The organism is Massilia sp. CFBP9026 (genome assembly GCF_034045165.1).
Taxonomy (GTDB): Bacteria; Pseudomonadota; Gammaproteobacteria; order Burkholderiales; family Burkholderiaceae_D; genus Telluria; species Telluria arenae.
The window spans coordinates 399,285-416,995 of sequence record NZ_JAXCWH010000004.1 but is presented as its reverse complement, the minus strand read 5'-3'; the positions used below and the strand labels follow the sequence as shown (position 1 = coordinate 416,995).

Here is a 17,711-nt window from a genome sequence, read left to right as displayed (position 1 = left end):
TTTTCTACAAGAAAGTCGCGTAATGCGCTCACCTTCGAGTGCATGAGTTTGCGCCGACCATCACGCCGTCAGCGCCAATCCCTGAGCACCACCCGCGTCGGGCTCCCCGCGGCGCGATTGCCTTGCTTTCATAACAGGTCCTCGATTCGGATCGGCAGCGAGCGCAGGCGGCGGCCGGTGGCGTGGAACACGGCGTTCGAGATGGCGGCGGCCATGCCGACCACGCCGATCTCGCCCACGCCCTTGACGCCGGCGCTGTTCACCAGCCGGTCTTCCTCGGCCACCATGATGGCCTCGACGCTGGCGATGTCGGCGTTCACCGGCACCAGATAGTCGGCCAGGTTGGCGTTGATGTAGCTGGCGTTGCGGGCATCGACCTCGCTCTGTTCGTGCAGGGCCGAGCCGATGCCCCAGATCATGCCGCCGACCAGCTGGCCGTGCGCGGTGCGCGCGTTGATGATGCGGCCGCAAGCGAAGGCCCCTACCGCGCGCGCCACCCGGATCTCGCGCGTCAGCGCATGCACCCGGACTTCGACGAACTGGGCGCCGAGCGCGAACTGCACCCTGTCGGCCAGGCCGGCGCCGCCGGATGGCAGCGCCTTGCCGCGGTACAGGTCGCGCATGCTCTCGGGCGCGTTGCCGTGGGCGCGGCTCTCGCCAAGTTCCTCGACCACGCCCGCCCCGGACCTGGCCAGCGCCGCCAGCACCCCGGCACGATCGTCGTCCTTCATGCCGAGCCGCTTGCGGATCGCCGCGCAGGCGGCCATGATGGCTGGCGCCATGCTGGCGGTGGCGGACGAACCGCCGCTGACCACGGCCGGCGGCAGTTCGGTGTCGCCGAGCGTGACCGTCACCCTGTCGAATGCGACGCCCAGTTCGTCGGCAGCCACCTGCGCCATCATGGTGTACATGCCCTGGCCCAGCTCATGTCCCGCGGCCGCGACGTGCACGCGGCCGTTCGCATCCAGGCGCACCCGCACCGAGCAGTTGCCGGCCAGCGCAGGATAGAAGGCGCTGGCGCAGCCCTGGCCGACCAGCCAATCGCCATCGCGCAGCAGGCCCGTCTGCCGCGGCCGGTCCTTCCAGCCGAAGGCGCGCGCGCCTTCGTCGAAGCAGCGCATCAGCGAGCGGCTGGTGTAGGGCAGGCCGCCGACCGGATCGATACTGGTGTCGTTCGCGCGCCGCAGCTCGACCGGGTCCATGCCGAGCGCGTACGACAGCTCGTCGAGCGCGGTCTCGAGCGCGAAGGCGTACGGCATCTCGCCGGGTGCGCGCATGAAGCCGGGCGTCGAGCGGTCGGCCGCGACCGCGTTGACCTGGCCGGCGATGTTCTTGCAGGCATACAGGCGGGCCGTCATCGACAGGGCGCCCATGGCCAGCGTATCGGCGCGCGAGGTCAGTTCCCAGCCCTCGAGCCCGAGCGCCTGCAGGCGGCCGTCGCGGGTGGCGCCGAGCCGCACCCGGTGGCGCGTCTCGGCGCGGTAGCCCGACACGGTGAAGCCCTGTTCGCGCGTGGCCACCAGCTTGACGGCGCGGCCGGTGCGGCGCGCGGCCAGCGCCACCAGGGCGGTGCGCTGGGTCAGGAAGCCCTTGGCCCCGAAAGCGCCGCCGACATAGGTGCTGACGACGCGGATGTGCTCGGGATCGATGCCGAGCTGGCCGGCCAGGCCGAACTTGACGTTGTTGACGTACTGGCTCGGCTCATGCACGGTCAGGCGCTCGCCCTCCCACACGCACTGGGTCGCGAACAGCTCGATCGGGTTCTGGTGCTGGGCCGGGGTGGCGTAGCGCGCATCGACCTGCACCGGCGCCGCGGCCCAGGCGGCATCGAAGTCGCCGGCCTTGACCGCCATCGGCGTCAGCGCCTGGGCCGTGACGCCGGGGCCGTCGATGGCGGCGCCGGGCGCGCCTTGTTCGCGGTAGCTGACCACGATCTTCTGCGCCGCCTCGCGCGCCGCTTCATAGGTGTCGGCGACCACCAGCGCCACCGGCTGCCCCCAGTAGGCGATCCTGGGCGAGCCGAGGGGCCTGAACGAATCGGACAGGTAGCCGCCTGCGAAGATCGCCGGCGCCTGGCGCACCGCGTCGCCGACCGTCCCGTGGGTCAGGATGTCGATCACGCCGGGCACGCGCCAGGCGGCGGCGAGGTCGAAGCCGGCGATCGTCCCGAGGGCGATGCGGCTCGTGTGCAGGCAGGCGTGGGCGGTGCGCGCGAGCCGCACATCGCTCGGGTAGCGCGCCGCGCCGGTGACCTTGGCGCGGCCTTCGTAGCGTGGCGCCGCCGTGGCCAGCGCGGCGTTGTGGGAGGTGACGTTGCGGGTCATGCGGTGGTCTCCATCGAAGCCAGTTGCATCAGGGCCCGCACCAGGGTGGCCTGGCCGAGTGCGATCTTGAAGCCGTTGTGCGCGCGCGGGACGGCGCCGGCAAAGGCGGCCCGGGCCGCGACCTGCGCCGCGGCGGCGTCGAGCCGGAGGCCGCGCAGCGCGTCTTCGGCCGCCTGCGCGCGCCACGGCACGCTGGCCACGCCGCCGAGCGCGATGCGCACGTCGCGCACCACGCCATCGGCGAGGTCGAGGGCGACCGCCGCCGACGCCAGCGCGAACTCGTACGACTGGCGGTCGCGGATCTTGAGGTAGAGCGAGCACCGGGCCCAGGGCCGCGCCGGTACGATGAATTCGACGATGATCTCGCCCGGCCGCAGGCCGGTCTCCAGGTGCGGCGTGGCGCCGGGGCGCAGGTGCAGCGCCGCGAACGGGATCGTGCGGCTGCCGCGCGGGCCGGCGATCGCGACCGAGGCCTCGAGGGCGACCAGCGCCTGCGCGAAGTCGCCCGGATAGGTCGCGATGCAGGCCTGGCTGGCGCCCAGCACCGCATGCCCGCGGTTGGCGCCCTCGAGGGCCGCGCAGCCGCTGCCCGGCGTGCGCCGGTTGCAGGCGCTCCAGGACGGATCGCGAAAATAAGGGCAGCGGGTGCGCTGCAGCACGTTGCCGCCCAGGCTGGCCATATTGCGCAACTGCGCGCTGGCGGCCAGCGCCAGGCTCTGGGCGATCACGGGGTAGCCGGCCTTGACGTCAGGGTGGGCGGCCACTTCCGCCATCCTGGCGAAGGCGCCCAGGCGCAGCGCCCCGGGGTCGCTGCGCACCTGGCCGAACTGCGCGCGCAGGGCGCCCAGGTCGATCAGGCGCTGCGGCTGCAGCACGCCGAGCTTCATCAGGTCGAGCAGGGTGGTGCCGCCGGCCAGGAAGGCGCTGGGCACGGTCGCATCGCGCGCGGCCAGGGCTGCCTCGGCCAGCGATGGCGGACGAATATGAGCGAAGGTGCGCATTCAGGTCTCCATCCGGGGAGCAGCCTGTACGATCGCGGCCACGATGTTCGGATAGGCGGCGCAGCGGCACAGGTTGCCGCTCATGCTCTCGCGGATCGCCTCGGGATTCCCGGCCTGGCCCTCGCGCACGCAGCCGATGGCCGACATGATCTGCCCTGGCGTGCAGTAACCGCACTGGAAGGCGTCATGCTCGATGAAGGCCTGCTGCATCGGATGCAGCGCGCCGTCGGGCCCGCCCACGCCTTCGATGGTCGTCACTTCGCGCCCGGCGAGCGAGACCGCCAGCGTCAGGCACGATAGTTCACGCCGGCCATCGACCAGCACCGTGCAGGCGCCGCACTGGCCGTGGTCGCAGCCTTTCTTGGCGCCGGTCAGGTCCAGGTGCTCGCGCAAGGTGTCGAGCAGGGTGGTGCGCGGATCGACCGCCACCTGCCTGCTTGCGCCATTGATGCGCAGCGTCAGTGGCACGACCGCGGAGGAGGGCGGGGCGGCGCTGGCGCCGATGGCCGGCGCCGCCGCCGCTTCGCGCGCGATGAGCGGCAGGGCCCCGCCCAGGGCCGAGCCGATGAGGAAGCGGCGGCGGTTGCCGACGCTGGCCGATTGCTTGCTGGTGTCGTCGTTCATACTCGATCCATGCTGGCCGCTTCCGTTCCACGGCGCCAGGGCGCGCGCGACGAGCCTGCCGGCCAGCTGCGGCTCGTCGCTGGCCTTGGGGACTCCGGAAGCAGTGTCGTTGCGAAGGAATTGCTGGCGCCGCACTACGCCTCACAGTAGACACGCAGCGCCGCACCCGGGATATGCAATTCCGATCAGAGTGACGTCGAATCCGCTCAGCCGACAGGCAGCGTCAAGGTCGTGCATGCTCCCAGCGCCTGGGCGCCGGTCCGGCAACGATCACGCGGCCTGCTGCCGCAAGGCCGCCAGGTCCTGGCTCGGCGACACGCCGTATAGCTTGCGGTAGTCGCGGTTGAACTGCGACAGGCTGTCATAGCCGACGTCGTGTGCGACGACGCCGATGCCCTCGGCGGCGAGCACGCGGCGCCGCGCCAGGTGCAGGCGCACGTGCTTCTGGAATTGCAGCGGGGAGACCGTGGTGATGCTGCGAAAATGCCGGTGCAGGCTCGGTGGGCTCATGTTCACCAGGTTGGCCAGCTCGGCAATGCGCAGGGGATGCGCGAAATTCTCGCGGATCCATCGGGTGGCCCGCCCGATGCGCCCGACATCGCCTTCGGGCCAGGCCAGCTGACGCAGCACGCCGGCGAATGGCCCCTGCAGCAGGCGCCAGATGATCTCGCGGCGGATCAGGGGCGCCAGGACCGGGATGTCTTCAGGATAATCGGCCAGCTCGAGCAAACGTACCAGCGGGTCGGCCAGTCTGGGGTCGAACTGGCTGGTCTCGAACAGCATGGTATGGGGGGCGTCCGCAGTCGGCCCACCGTGTTCTTCCAGTAGATCGAGCAGGATCGCCCGGTCGATCTCGACGCTCACGGACAGATAGGGTGTGGCACCGCTCGCTTCGAGGATACGCGAGGTCACCGGCAGGTCCACCCCGGCGATCAGCGACTCGCCGGCGCGGTAGCGCACCAGTTCACTGCCGATCATGGCTTCCTTCATGCCCTGCATGATGACGCTGTAGACCGGTCGCATCACTGTCGTAATGGGTTCGGTCGGACTGACGAAGCGCGAGACCAGCACACCGTCGATCGGCGTGTAGTGACCGTAACGCAAGGCCTGGCGTTCTACCAGGCGCGCCAGAATGTCTGACATGGGTTGGGGCTCCTTTGAAGTCGGCGCCCGACCAGTAAGCGGGCGGTTTCAGTATGCCGGGGCGGTGAACGACAACGATTCTACAATAGGGCTCGACATGCGCTAAAAAAACACTAGACGACCGGTCTAATCCGTTGTATGATTCACCCATGGCTAAAGCACTGACAACTGAAACCTCCGATGTACGCGACAATATTGTCGCGGTGGGGCAACGCATCATGGCGGGGAAGGGGTTCTCGGCCGTGGGCCTGAACGAGATCCTGGCCACCGCCGGGGTCCCGAAAGGATCGTTCTACCATTACTTCGGTTCGAAAGACGCGTTCGGCGAAGCCTTGCTGGCGAAGTACTTCGAGGATTACCTGGCCGAGATGGACGTTACGCTGCGTCAGCCGGACAAGACCCCGGCCCAGCGGCTGGTGGCATATTTCGACCAATGGCGCGCCAACCAGTCCTTCGAGGATTGCCAGGGCAAGTGCCTGGCGGTGAAGCTGGGCGCCGAGGTGGCCGACCTGTCCGAGCCGATGCGCCTGACCCTGAAGCAGGGCACCGCCGGCATCGTGGCGCGCCTGGCCGAGGCGATCGAGCAGGGCGTGGCCGAAGGCTCGCTGAAGGCCGAGGGCAGCGCGGCGCAGGCGGCCGCAAGCCTGTACCAGCTCTGGCTGGGCGCGAGCATCATGGTCAAGATCGTGCGCGATACGGCGCCGTTCGACGCGGCGATGGCGACCACGCAGCAGTTGCTTCACATGCCCTGCTGAGCGGGGCAAGAACGAACGCTTCCCCGGAGGCGTTTTTTTTGAAACACTAACTAGACGACTGGTCTACTTCAAATCAACTACCAAGGAGCCTCACCATGAAAAACGTCCTCATCGTACTGACCTCGCATGACACCCTGGGCAGCACCGGCCGCAAGACCGGTTTCTGGCTCGAAGAGCTGGCAGCACCCTACTACGCGCTGAAAGAAGCGGGCGTGAACATCGTGCTGGCTTCGCCCGCCGGTGGCCAGCCGCCGCTCGACCCGAAAAGCAATGAGCCGGGCTTCCAGACCGATGAAACGCGCCGCTTCGAAGCCGACGCCGAGGCCACCGCGCAACTGGCCAATACCGTGCGCCTGGACAGCGTCTCGCAAGCGGACTTCGACGCCGTGTTCTACCCGGGCGGCCACGGCCCGCTGTGGGACCTGGCCGAAGACAGGAACTCGATCGCCCTGATCGAGGCATTCATTGGCGCCGACAAGCCGGTCGCGCTGGTGTGCCACGCACCGGGCGTGCTGCGCCACGTGAAGAACGCCGACGGCACCCCGCTGGTGCAGGGCAAGCGCGTCACGGGCTTCACCAACACCGAGGAAGCCGCCGTCGAACTGACCGACGTCGTGCCGTTCCTGGTCGAAGACGAACTCAAGGCAAAAGGCGGGATCTTCTCGCGCACCGACGACTGGGGTTCCTACGTTGTCGCCGATGGCCTGCTGATCACCGGCCAGAACCCGGGTTCGTCAGCCGCCACCGCAGCCAGGCTGCTCGCCGCCTTGTCCCACGCCGCCTGAAAGGGGAAGATCGTGTCGAACCATCCATCCCTTTTCGCACCGCTGCAACTTGGCGGGCGCCTGCTGAAGAACCGTATCGTGCTGCCGCCGCTGACGCGCCAGCGCGCCGCGCAACCGGGCGATGTCGCCACCGACCTGATGGCCGCGTATTACCGCCAGCGCGCCGGTGCGGGCCTGATCGTCACCGAAGGCACGCAGATCGAACCGCGTGGCAAGGGATATGCGTGGACGCCAGGCATCCACGATGCGGCCCAGATCGCCGGCTGGCGCAAGGTCACCGAGGCGGTGCACGCCGAGGGCGGCGTGATCTACGCCCAGCTGTGGCATGTGGGGCGCGTGTCGCACCACGCACTGCAGCCCGGCGGTGGCGCGCCGGTCGCCCCGTCGGCGATCCAGGCCCATAAGGTCAAGGCCTTCATCGAGACCGGTCCCGGCGCCGGCATGCTGGTCGAGCCGCCGGTGCCGCGCGCGCTGAGCGTCGCCGAGATCGGCGAGATCGTCGCCCTGTATGCGCAGGCGGCCCGCAATGCCCTGGTCGCCGGCTTCGACGGCGTCGAGATCCACGCCGCCAACGGCTACCTGGTCAACCAGTTCATCTCGGCCCATGCCAACCAGCGCACCGACGAATACGGCGGCTCGCTCGCCAACCGGCTGCGTTTCCTGAACGAGATCGTGCAGGCGGTGGCCGCGGTGGTGGGCCCCGAGCGGCTCGGTGTGCGTTTCACGCCCTTGTTTGCGGGCACCGACGAAGACCGCGTCTATATCGGCCTGGTCGAGGACGATCCGCACACGACCTACCTGGAAGCGATTGCCGTGCTCGAACGCGCCGGCGTCGGTTACCTGTCGATCGCCGAAGCCGACTGGGACAACGCGCCCGACCTGCCGCCGGAATTCCGGCGCGCCGTACGCGACACCTTCAGCGGAAAAATCCTGTATGCGGGCCGCTACACCGCCGAGCGCGGCGCACGGCTGGTCGAGGAAGGCCTGGCCGACCTGATCGCCTTCGGCCGGCCGTTCATCGCCAATCCGGATCTGCCGCAGCGCATCGCCAATGGCTGGCCGCTCAATCCACTCGACGCGAGCACGCTGTACGGCGGCGCCGAAGCCGGCCTGACCGACTACCCCACTTACGCACACAGCACGCAAGGAGAAGCAGCATGAGCCAGGGCATTGAAGGAAAAGTCATCCTGATCACGGGTGGCGGCACGGGGATCGGCGCCGAAGCGGCGCGGCTGCTGGCCGAACGGGGCGCCAGGGTGGCGATCGCCGCGCGGCGCAAGGACAAGCTCGATGGCGTGGTCGCCCGGATCGCCGCCGCCGGCGGCGCGGCCCGCGCCTACCAGCTCGACGTTACCGACAAGCGCCAGGTCGAGGCCGTGGTTGCCGCCGTCGTCGCCGACTTCGGCCGGATCGATGTCGTGGTCAACAACGCTGGCCTGATGCCGATTCGTCCGATGGCAGAGGTCAACACCGACGAATGGGACGCGATGATCGACGTGAACATCAAGGGCACGCTGTACGGCATCGCCGCCGCCTTGCCGCGCTTCCTGGCGCAGGGCAGCGGACACGTCATCAATCTCAGTTCGGTGGCGGGCCTGAAGGTGTTCTCGCCCGGCGGCACGGTGTACTCGGGCACCAAGTTCGCGGTGCGCGCCATCTCGGAAGGCTTGCGCCATGAAGTCGGCGCCGCGGTGCGGGTCACCTCGATCGAGCCGGGAGCCGTCGAGAGCGACCTGAAACACACCACGTCGGGCGGCGCCACCGAGGCCGTCCTCGACTTCTACCGGCAAGCCATCCCGGCCGCCTCGGTCGCCCGGGCGATCGCTTTCGCGATCGAGCAGCCGCACGACGTCGACATCAACGAAATCGTCCTGCGCCCGACGGCGCAGGAATTCTGAAGCGGGAGCCAATTCGCTCCGGCGCCTTGCCGCCAACCGACGACAGGGCTTTGCATCCACCTGAAAGGAGATTCATCATGCGCGACACCATCAACAACAGCAATCCGACCGCGACCTTCAGCGGCCCTTACTACCTGAGCATCGCCGGCAAGCTGGTGAGCACCGAAGCCGGTTTCGACGTGTTCAACCCGGCCACCGGCAGCGTGCTGGCACAGGCGCCGGCGGCCACCGCCGACCAGCTCGACGAGGCCATCGCCGCGGCCAAGAAGGCCTTCAAGCACTGGTCGCGGCTGGAACACGCCGAGCGCAAGGCCTATCTGATCGCCTATGCCGACGCGCTGCAGGAACACCGCGACGAACTGGCGCGCCTGCTCACGCTCGAACAGGGCAAGCCGCTGCGCACCATGGCCGAGCCGGAAGTCGACCAGTCGATCTCGTGGATCCGCCAGATTGCCGACCGTCCGATCCCGGTCGAGATCATCGAGGAAACCGACAGCCACATCGTCGAACTGCACCACACCCCGCTCGGCGTGGTCGGCGCCATCACGCCATGGAACTTCCCGGTGCTGCTGGCCCTGTGGAAGGTCGCGCCGGCCCTCATCACCGGCAACACCATGGTGGTCAAGCCATCGCCGTTCACCCCATTGACCTCGCTGCGCTTCGGCCAGATCGCGCAATCGGTGCTGCCGCCGGGCGTGCTGTCGGTGGTCTCGGGCGGCAATGAGCTGGGCCCCCAGATGACGGCGCACCCCGACATCGCCAAGATCAGCTTCACCGGCTCGACCGAGACCGGCAAGCACGTGATCCGTTCCGCGGCCGGCACCCTGAAGCGCCTGACGATGGAATTGGGCGGCAACGATGCGGCCATCGTGCTGCCGGACGCCGACTGGGAATCGATCATCCCCCAACTGTACTGGGGCGCCATCGGCAACTCCGGCCAGTGGTGCGTCGGCGTCAAGCGCCTGTACGTGCACAGCGCGTTCCAGCAGCAATTCGTGAAGGCCTTCGTCGACTACGCCGTGCGCCAGAAAATGGGCGATGGCCTGGACCCTGAAGTGACCGTCGGTCCGGTGCAGAACAAGATGCAGTTCGAGAAGGTCAAGACCTTCCTGGACGACATCAAGGTCAAGGGCTACAAGATCGCCCTGGGCGGCGATATCGACGCGAGCCGTCCCGGCTACTTCATCCCGGTGACCGTGATCGACAATCCGCCCGAGGAATCGATGATCGTGCAGGAAGAACAGTTCGGTCCGATCGTGCCGATCATCGCCTACGACGACGTCGACGACGTGATCGAGCGCGCCAACGACAGCCCGTTCGGCCTCGGTGGCTCGGTGTGGGGCCGCGATACCAAGGCTGCCGTCGCGGTGGCGAACCGCCTCGAAACCGGCATGGTCTGGGTGAACGAGATCCATACCCAGGGCGTGGACATCCCGTTCGGTGGACACAAGCAGTCGGGTCTCGGTACCGAGCACGGACTGGAAGGCCGCCAGCTGTTCACCAATCCGAAGACCGTCCTGATCCACAAGTAATACGCCAGCGCGGTCCGGCATGGTCCGGACCGCCGTTTCCTGGAGCCGCTATCCATGAATACCTCCGCCAAAGCACGGCCCGGGCTGCGTCCCGCGGCAGCCTTGCCTGCCGCGCCGCTGACGATGAGCGTGGCCATCCTCTGTGTCGTGCTCGTGGCGCTGCAGTTGCGGCCCGGGATTGTCTCGGCCGGTCCGCTGCTGCCGTCGATCATCGATGCGTTCGGCCTGTCGTATCTGCAGGCGTCGCTCCTGACCGCGATTCCGACCCTGATGATGGGGCTGTTGGCCTTGCCGGCACCGCGGCTGGAAGCGCGTTTCGGGCGCGACCGCGTGATTATCGGCGCGCTGGCCGTGCTCGTCGTCGCCACCTTCGCGCGTTCCTTTGCCGACTCCGTGCCCGTCCTGTTCCTGGCCACCGCCGGCATCGGCGCGGGCATTGCCGTTGCGGGCGTCCTGATCGCCAGCTTCGTCAAGGCGACTTTTCCCGGTCAGGCGGCCATTTTCATGAGCCTGTACGCCACGTCGCTGGCGCTGGGCAGTACCTTGTCGGCAGCCGCCACCGGCCCAATCTCCAGCGCCGCGGGCTGGCGTTACGCGGCGGGCGCCTGGGCGCTGCCGGCGCTCCTTGGTCTGCTGGCCTGGATCGTCGTTGCACGGCGTGCACCGGGACGCGACGTCGCGTCCGACCGGCCCCGCGTGCGCATGCCGTGGACCAGGCGCAGCGCCTGGCTGATCGCGATCTTCTTCGCGTGTAACAACTTCGTGTTCTACGCCTTCATCGCGTGGCTGGCGCCGATGCAGGTCGAGGCCGGACGCAGCGCCGCCAGCGCCGGCCTGGTGCTGGCCAGTTTTACCGTTGCCTTCATGCTGGCCAATCCGCTGTTCGGCGTCCTGAGCCGGCATCATGACCGGCGCCTGCCGCTGTCCATCAGCGCCGCCATCGCCTTGCTCGGGATCATCTTCATGCAGCTCGGCTGGGAGGCGCATCTGGTCGCCGCAATCATCGCCTTCGGCACCGGCGGTGCATTCTCCCTGGCGCTGACGCTCCCACTGGACCACACGACGACGCCGGAAGAAACCAGTAGCTGGAATGCGTTCGTCATGCTGGTCAGTTACACGATTGCCGCTGCCGGGCCGATGGCGGTTGGCCGGCTGCGCGATGCGAGCGGTGATTTCGGCTCGTCGCTGTGGATGATCATGGCGGTGAGCGGCCTGATGCTGGCAACGACGCCCTTTCTACGTCCGCCCGATACCGGCAAGGCCATCGTTTGCAACGCCGATCCACGTCTTCCCACGTAACCCCCTTTTTCAACGTTGTTCTACATCCAGGAGCATGCCATGACAATCAGCACAACAAACCACGGACCTGCCATGACGGTCTATGACTTTCCGGTCGGTCCTTATCCGACGCGCGTTCGCATTGCGATCGCAGAAAAAAAACTGCAGGAGACAGTGCGGTATGAATTTGTCGATTTGTACAAGGGCGAACACAAACGGCCGGAATTCATCGAGCAAAAGAATTACTCGGGAACGCTGCCGGTCCTCGAACTGGCGGATGGCACGCTGATTGCCGAAAGTACGGCGATTACCCAGTATCTGGACACGCTGGATGGCTCCCCCAGCCTGACCGGCACCACGCCGCTGGAACAGGGGATCATTCACATGATGAGCAAGCGGGCCGAAATCGAGCTGCTCGACGCCATCAGTGTTTACTTCCATCACGCTACGCCAGGCCTGGGCCCATTGGTGGAGCTGTACCAGAATCCGGAATGGGGTTTCCGTCAACGCGACAAGGCGCTGCGCGGCATGCGCTATTTTGACGAGGTGCTCCAGCGCCAGCCTTTCGTCGCAGGCGACAAATTCACGATGGCCGACATCACCGTGATCGGTGGCCTGGTGTTTGCTGCCATCGTCAATCTGGAGATTCCGCCTGAATGCCAGGCCTTGCTTGCATGGTATGAACGGATGAAAAAGCGCGAGAGTGTGGCCAGCCAACCGGCGTTTGCTGCTTCAGCGAGCGAGTGATCGTCGGCAGGTCGACGTCCAGCTGCGCTGCCGACAGGCGAAGGTTATCGAAGGCGCTGGGCCGGTCTCAAACGTCGACGGGCACGACGAAGGCGCGCAGCTCTGCCATCTTGCCTTCGCGGAAGCGCCAGACGTCGCTGTAGGCGTTCTGCACCGGCTTGCCTTGCTCGTCCTTCGATTCGATGTCGCCCAGGGCGACCACGAGATCGCCTTCCGCGACCAGCTCGCGCACGGTGAACCTGGGTGGCTCGGCATAGCCATCCACCATCCAGGCGCGCACTGCCTCCTTGCCGTGCAGGGTCTCGCCGCCGACCGTCGACCAGACGAGATCGTCGGTGCAGCACGCCAGGAATCCTTCATTGTCGCCGCGGGTCACTGCGGCATTTGCCTTCAGCAAAACATCCTTGTTCGATTCAGACATGGCCGTCTCCGTGGTTAAGGATGAAAATGTACCGATTGTCGGCAATGCCTGGCGCTCGGCAATGGATCGATTCCTCCCTGCTAGAATTGTTTTCCGACAGTAACCGAGAGTATTCCATGATGCATGCAGCTGCCGCATTCTCGATCAGACCGTTCACGGCCGAAGAGTGGCCAGCCTACCGCGCAATCCGCCTGCGCGCGCTGGCCGATGCACCTGATGCCTTCGGCAGCACCCTGGCCGCCGAAGAGGCGCTGGCGCCCGAGGCCTGGGCCGCACGCCTGGCGCGCTCGACCACGTCAGGCATCGACCGCGCGCTGGCGGCCGAGATGAATGGCGCCTTGGTCGGCCTGGCCTGGGCCAAGGAGGATGCCGACGATCGCGCCATCGTCAACCTGTTCCAGATGTGGGTGGCGCCCGAGGCGCGGGGGCAGGGCGTGGCCGGCGCGCTGCTCGACGAAGCGTTGCGCTGGGCCACGGAGCGCGGCGCACAGGCGATGCAGCTGGGCGTCACCTGCACCAATGCCGAAGCGCTGCGCCTCTATGCGCGCGCCGGTTTCGTCGAGGCCGGCGTGCGCGAACCCTTGCGGCCGGGCTCGGACCTGATGGAGCAGCGCATGCGGCTCACGCTGGCGCCGCCTGCGCCGTAATCCGCGTTCCGGCCACGCTCCATGAATCTGACATTGTGTCATTTCTCACTGGCGTGTTCACAATCTTGCGTGCTATATTTTTTTCATGCTCCAGCACGTCAGCGGCGCTGACGTCCCATGTATAGACAGGAGAAAGCATGAACCCACAACCACCAGTGCGCCGCCTGGTACTGATCGTCGACGACGATGCGCTGCTGCGCGAATACCTGGCCGAAGTGCTGCAGCACGCCGGCCACGACACCCTCGGCGCCGGCACCGCGGCCGAGGCCTTGCGCACGATCGAGGAACGCGGGCACGGAATCGCCCTGGTCCTGCTCGACATCGAGATGCCCGGCATGTCCGGCCTGGCGCTGGCGCGCCTGCTGCGCGAAGAGACCACCATCCCCTTCATGTTCCTGTCCGCCAGCGACGATGCGGAGACGGCGCGCGCCGCCGCCGATGCCGGCGCGGTGGGCTACCTGGTCAAGCCGGTCGACGGCGCCCAGTTGCTGCCGGCCTTCGAGGCGGCGCTGGCGCGCGGCGACGATATCCGGCGCCTGCGCCGCAGCGAGGAGAGCCTGACCTCGGCGCTGGCGGCGGGGCGCGAGACCAGCATCGCGGTCGGCGTGCTGATGGCGCGCTTCCACATCGACCGCCACCAGGCTTTCGACGTGCTGCGCGACGAAGCGCGCTCGCAGCGGCGCAAGATGGGCGAAGTGGCCGAACAAATCCTCGCCGCCGAGGAAACGCTGGGCAGCCTGCATGGGGCGATCGGCGAACGATTGCGGGGCCACGGGCGGACGTGATTGCACAAGCTTGTTATCATGTCACCTTTGCGGCGCGCTCATGGACGCGCGGTTTTTCTTCAAGCAACGGGAATACGACATGAAAACGAAGGCAGCAATTGCATGGAAGGCGGGCCATCCGCTCACGATCGAAGAGGTCGAACTCGAAGGTCCGAAGGCGGGCGAAGTGCTGGTCGAGGTCAAGGCCACCGGCATCTGCCACACCGACTATTACACGCTGTCGGGCGCCGATCCCGAAGGCATCTTCCCGGCCATCCTGGGCCATGAAGGCGCCGGCGTGGTGGTCGATGTCGGTCCCGGCGTGACGAGTTTGCGCAAGGACGATCATGTGATTCCGCTGTACACGCCGGAATGCCGCCAGTGCAAATTCTGCCTGTCGCAGAAGACCAACCTGTGCCAGGCGATCCGCTCGACCCAGGGCCGCGGCCTGATGCCGGATGCGACCTCCCGTTTTTCGCTGGACGGCCAGCCGATCTATCACTACATGGGCACCTCGACCTTCTCGAACTACATCGTGGTTCCCGAGATCGCCCTGGCCAAGGTGCGTAATGACGCGCCATTCGACAAGATCTGCTACATCGGTTGCGGCGTCACCACCGGCATCGGCGCCGTGATCTTCACCGCCAAGGTCGAAGCGGGCGCCAACGTGGTCGTGTTCGGCCTGGGCGGCATCGGCCTGAACGTGATCCAGGCGGCCAGGATGGTGGGCGCCGACAAGATCATCGGCGTCGACCTGAACCCGGAACGCGAAGCGATGGCGCGCAAGTTCGGCATGACCCATTTCATCAACCCGACCAAGGTCGAGAACGTCGTCGACAGCATCATCCAGCTGACCGACGGCGGCGCCGACTACAGCTTCGAGTGCGTGGGCAACGTCAACACCATGCGCCAGGCGCTGGAGTGCTGCCACAAGGGTTGGGGCCAGTCGATCATCATCGGCGTGGCGGCGGCCGGCCAGGAGATTTCCACCCGTCCGTTCCAGCTGGTGACCGGCCGCGAATGGAAAGGTTCGGCCTTCGGCGGCGCACGTGGCCGTACCGACGTGCCGAAGATCGTCGACTGGTATATGGAAAACAAGATCAATATCGACGACCTGATCACCCATCACCTGCCGCTGGACCGCATCAACGAAGGCTTCGATTTGATGAAGTCGGGCGAGTCGATCCGCTCGGTCGTGGTGTATTAAACGATTCCGGCGGGCCGCCCGGCCTGCCGCATATGCATCGTTCCAGCGCGGCCTTCAGGCCGCGTTGTCATTCCGGCGACCGTTTTGCCGCCTGTTCCGCGATTTCGACCGTCTGTCGCAGCGCGCTGGGCGGCGCATGTCGGATTGTCTACAGTGTTTCCATCGCCGGCTGCGTCCGGCCCATCACTGGAGACCGACCCATGTCACGCACCGCATCGTCCCACTGGAAACTGGCGCTTCCGCTTCTCGGCCTGGCCGCCATGGCCGCTTTCGCGGTGCCGACCCAGGCGGCGGCCGACGGCAAGGCGCGCGTGGTGCGCGTGGCGGCCGCAGACGAGCCGTATGCCCTGGTACGCGGCACCTCCGGCAGCTTCGACATCAGCGGCAGCAGCGACGACTGGGACGATGTGCGCGCCGCCCAGCGTGCCATCGACGGCGAATTCATCTGGTTCCGCGACGGCGGCCGCAGCTACGTGATCCAGGATCCCGAGACCCTCAAGCGGGCGCGCGCCGCCTGGGCGCCGCTCGACCGGCTGGGCGAGCTGATGAAGGTCCACGGCAAGGAGATGGAAAAGCACGGCAAGAAGATGGAAGTGCTGGGCCGCGACATGGAGCGCGCCGCGGCCAAGCCGGCGAACCTGCCGAGCGAGCGCGACATGCGCGAAGTCGACGACGGCATGCAGGCGCTGAGCAAGCACATGGACCTGCTGAGCCGGCAGATGGCCGCGGCGCGCGACGATGCCGAACGCCGGATCATCCAGCAGAAGATGGCCGAGACCGGCAAGCGCATGTCGGACGCCGGCGAGCGCATCGGCGAAGCCTATAACGGCCCGCAGGCGCGCCAGCAGCGCGCTTCGATGGAAGACATCGGCCGCCAGATGGAAATCGCCAACCAGCCGATGGAAAAGCTGGGCAAGCGCATGGGCGAGCTGGGCAAGGAAATGGAGCGCGAGAGCAAGGCCGCCGACAAGACGGTGCGCGCCCTGATCAGGGACGCGCGCGCGAAAGGACTGGCCAAGCCGGTGCCGACTGCGAGCTGAACGCTTGCTTAAGCCAGCATCGATCCCGTCTCGCGATACCGCACGTGCCACGAATACGCTTTCTCCAGCACGTGCGGCGTGTGGCCGCCGCGCCCGTTCGCTTCCTCGACGTAGTCGCGCAGCATCTGCTTGTACGGCTCGGCCACGCAGTAGTCGATGATGCGCTGGGCCCGTTCGCGCGGGGCCAGGCCGCGCAGGTCGGCCAGGCCGACCTCGGTCACCACGATGTCGACGTCATGCTCGGTATGGTCGACGTGCGAAACCATCGGCACGATGCTCGAGATCTTGCCGCCCTTGGCCACCGACTTGGTCGCGAACACCGATAGATAGGCGTTGCGCGCGAAGTCGCCCGAGCCGCCGATGCCGTTCATCATATGGGTGCCGCCCACGTGGGTCGAGTTGATATTGCCGTAGATGTCGAACTCGAGCGCCGTGTTGATGGCGATGAGCCCCAGGCGCCGGATGACTTCGGGATGGTTGCTCACTTCCTGCGGACGCAGGACCAGGCGGTCCTTGTATTTTTCCAGATCGGCGAACACCTGCCGGCCCTTTTCCTCGGACAGGGTGATCGACGAACCCGAGGCGAAATCGAGCTTGCCGGCATCGAACAGGTCGAAGGTCGAATCCTGCAGCACTTCGGAGTACATGGTGAGGCCCTGGAACGGGCCGTCGATCAGGCCGGCCAGTACGGCGTTGGCGATGGTGCCGATACCGGCCTGGATCGGCATCAGCCGTTCGCTCAGGCGGCCGGCGGCGATTTCGGCGTTGAAGAAATCGGTGAGGTGGCCGGCGATGGCGGCGGTGTCGTCGTCCGGCGGCTGGATGGTCGAGGCGCTGTCGTGCTTCTCGGTCATCACGATGGCCACGATCTTCTCGGGCGGGATGACGATCGCCGTGGCGCCGATGCGGTCGCTGACGTTCATGAGGGGCATCGGCTCGCGCTGCGGGCGGTGCTTGGGGATGAAGATGTCGTGCAGGCCTTCGAGCGCCGGCGACTGCGAGAGGTTGATCTCGACGATCACCTTGTCGGCCAGGATCGCGAAGCTGGCGCTGTTGCCGACCGAAGTGGTCGGGATGATGGCGCCCGTCTCGGTGATCGCGATCGCTTCGATGATGGCGACGTCCACCGGCGCCAGCTGGCGCGTGCGCAGCAGCTCGACGGTCTCGGACAGGTGCTGGTCGGTGAACATGACTTCGCCGCGGTTGATCGCGGCGCGCAAAGTAGGGTCGGTCTGGAAGGGCATGCGGCGCGCCAGCGCGCCGGCCTGGGTCAGCGCCGCGTCGGTTTCGCCGCCGAGCGAGGCGCCGGTGATCAGCGTGATCGCCAGCGGCGCGCTGCGTGCGCGTTCGGCCAGCGCCAGGGGCACCGCCTTGGCGTCGCCGGCGCGGGTGAAGCCGCTGGTGCCGACGGTCATGCCGTCCTGGATCCATTCGGCGGCGCGTTCGGCGCTGGTGATGCGCTCGCGTAGCTGCGGCAGGCGGACGCGGTCGTGGGCAAGGTGGTGATCGTGGTGCATGCTTTCTCCTCAGGTTCGGACTTGGTGT

17 protein-coding genes are annotated in these 17,711 nt (G+C 67.1%); 11 read left to right on the top strand and 6 right to left on the bottom strand.

Annotation, left to right across the window (positions count from 1 at the left end):
* Nucleotides 1-128: 128 nt before the first annotated feature.
* The 4 genes from SOM28_RS13005 to SOM28_RS12990 all read right to left on the bottom strand — a co-directional run bounded on the left by SOM28_RS13005 (nucleotide 129) and on the right by SOM28_RS12990 (nucleotide 5,092).
* Nucleotides 129-2,324, bottom strand: coding sequence for a xanthine dehydrogenase family protein molybdopterin-binding subunit (locus SOM28_RS13005; protein WP_320468372.1), 2,196 nt, complete (start codon nucleotides 2,322-2,324; stop codon nucleotides 129-131).
* A complete protein-coding gene (locus SOM28_RS13000; protein WP_320468371.1) occupies nucleotides 2,321-3,325 on the bottom strand; it encodes an FAD binding domain-containing protein in 1,005 nt (334 codons plus the stop codon). Before SOM28_RS13000 ends, SOM28_RS13005 begins: the two co-directional genes overlap by 4 nt.
* Entirely contained in the window at nucleotides 3,326-3,949 is a 624-nt protein-coding gene (locus SOM28_RS12995) for a (2Fe-2S)-binding protein (RefSeq protein ID WP_320468370.1), read from the bottom strand. It abuts the gene before it with no gap.
* Between the two features lie 270 nt (nucleotides 3,950-4,219).
* Entirely contained in the window at nucleotides 4,220-5,092 is an 873-nt protein-coding gene (locus SOM28_RS12990) for an AraC family transcriptional regulator (RefSeq protein WP_320468369.1), read from the bottom strand.
* A 149-nt stretch (nucleotides 5,093-5,241) separates the two neighbouring features.
* Here SOM28_RS12990 and SOM28_RS12985 point away from each other — a divergent pair, with 149 nt between their 5' ends.
* From SOM28_RS12985 to SOM28_RS12955, 7 genes are all read left to right on the top strand, one after another.
* The gene (locus tag SOM28_RS12985; protein ID WP_320468368.1) at nucleotides 5,242-5,847 is read left to right on the top strand and encodes a TetR/AcrR family transcriptional regulator; all 606 of its coding nucleotides are present in this window, start codon (nucleotides 5,242-5,244) and stop codon (nucleotides 5,845-5,847) included.
* A gap of 95 nt (nucleotides 5,848-5,942) precedes the next feature.
* Nucleotides 5,943-6,632 (top strand): type 1 glutamine amidotransferase domain-containing protein, encoded by a 690-nt coding sequence (locus SOM28_RS12980; protein ID WP_123070029.1) that lies wholly within the window; start codon nucleotides 5,943-5,945, stop codon nucleotides 6,630-6,632.
* 12 nt (nucleotides 6,633-6,644) lie between these two features.
* Complete coding sequence (locus SOM28_RS12975; protein WP_320468367.1) at nucleotides 6,645-7,793, top strand: alkene reductase; 1,149 nt, start codon at nucleotides 6,645-6,647, stop codon at nucleotides 7,791-7,793.
* The gene (locus SOM28_RS12970; protein ID WP_123070031.1) at nucleotides 7,790-8,530 is read left to right on the top strand and encodes an SDR family oxidoreductase; all 741 of its coding nucleotides are present in this window, start codon (nucleotides 7,790-7,792) and stop codon (nucleotides 8,528-8,530) included. Before SOM28_RS12975 ends, SOM28_RS12970 begins: the two co-directional genes overlap by 4 nt.
* Before the next feature lie 77 nt (nucleotides 8,531-8,607).
* Nucleotides 8,608-10,062, top strand: coding sequence for an aldehyde dehydrogenase family protein (locus SOM28_RS12965; RefSeq protein WP_320468366.1), 1,455 nt, complete (start codon nucleotides 8,608-8,610; stop codon nucleotides 10,060-10,062).
* A 54-nt stretch (nucleotides 10,063-10,116) separates the two neighbouring features.
* On the top strand, nucleotides 10,117-11,361 hold the full coding sequence (locus tag SOM28_RS12960; protein ID WP_320468365.1) for an MFS transporter: 1,245 nt from the start codon (nucleotides 10,117-10,119) through the stop codon (nucleotides 11,359-11,361).
* A gap of 39 nt (nucleotides 11,362-11,400) precedes the next feature.
* Nucleotides 11,401-12,087, top strand: a complete 687-nt coding sequence (locus tag SOM28_RS12955; protein ID WP_320468364.1) for a glutathione S-transferase — start codon at nucleotides 11,401-11,403, stop codon at nucleotides 12,085-12,087.
* A gap of 67 nt (nucleotides 12,088-12,154) precedes the next feature.
* Here the strand turns inward: SOM28_RS12955 and SOM28_RS12950 are convergent, their stop codons facing one another.
* Nucleotides 12,155-12,508: a nuclear transport factor 2 family protein gene (locus tag SOM28_RS12950; protein WP_320468363.1), complete on the bottom strand. Its 354-nt coding sequence runs from the start codon at nucleotides 12,506-12,508 to the stop codon at nucleotides 12,155-12,157.
* Between the two features lie 116 nt (nucleotides 12,509-12,624).
* Between SOM28_RS12950 and SOM28_RS12945 the strand changes: the two genes are divergently transcribed.
* From SOM28_RS12945 to SOM28_RS12930, 4 genes are all read left to right on the top strand, one after another.
* The gene (locus tag SOM28_RS12945) at nucleotides 12,625-13,155 is read left to right on the top strand and encodes a GNAT family N-acetyltransferase (protein WP_320468362.1); all 531 of its coding nucleotides are present in this window, start codon (nucleotides 12,625-12,627) and stop codon (nucleotides 13,153-13,155) included.
* Between the two features lie 137 nt (nucleotides 13,156-13,292).
* The gene (locus SOM28_RS12940; RefSeq protein ID WP_320468361.1) at nucleotides 13,293-13,940 is read left to right on the top strand and encodes an ANTAR domain-containing response regulator; all 648 of its coding nucleotides are present in this window, start codon (nucleotides 13,293-13,295) and stop codon (nucleotides 13,938-13,940) included.
* A 79-nt stretch (nucleotides 13,941-14,019) separates the two neighbouring features.
* Nucleotides 14,020-15,126 (top strand): S-(hydroxymethyl)glutathione dehydrogenase/class III alcohol dehydrogenase, encoded by a 1,107-nt coding sequence (locus SOM28_RS12935; RefSeq protein WP_123070066.1) that lies wholly within the window; start codon nucleotides 14,020-14,022, stop codon nucleotides 15,124-15,126.
* A 200-nt stretch (nucleotides 15,127-15,326) separates the two neighbouring features.
* Entirely contained in the window at nucleotides 15,327-16,166 is an 840-nt protein-coding gene (locus SOM28_RS12930; RefSeq protein ID WP_123070035.1) for a hypothetical protein, read from the top strand.
* A gap of 8 nt (nucleotides 16,167-16,174) precedes the next feature.
* Here SOM28_RS12930 and scpC read toward each other — a convergent pair whose 3' ends face one another.
* The gene (scpC, locus tag SOM28_RS12925) at nucleotides 16,175-17,683 is read right to left on the bottom strand and encodes a succinyl-CoA:acetate CoA-transferase ScpC (protein WP_320468360.1); all 1,509 of its coding nucleotides are present in this window, start codon (nucleotides 17,681-17,683) and stop codon (nucleotides 16,175-16,177) included.
* Nucleotides 17,684-17,711: the final 28 nt, after the last annotated feature.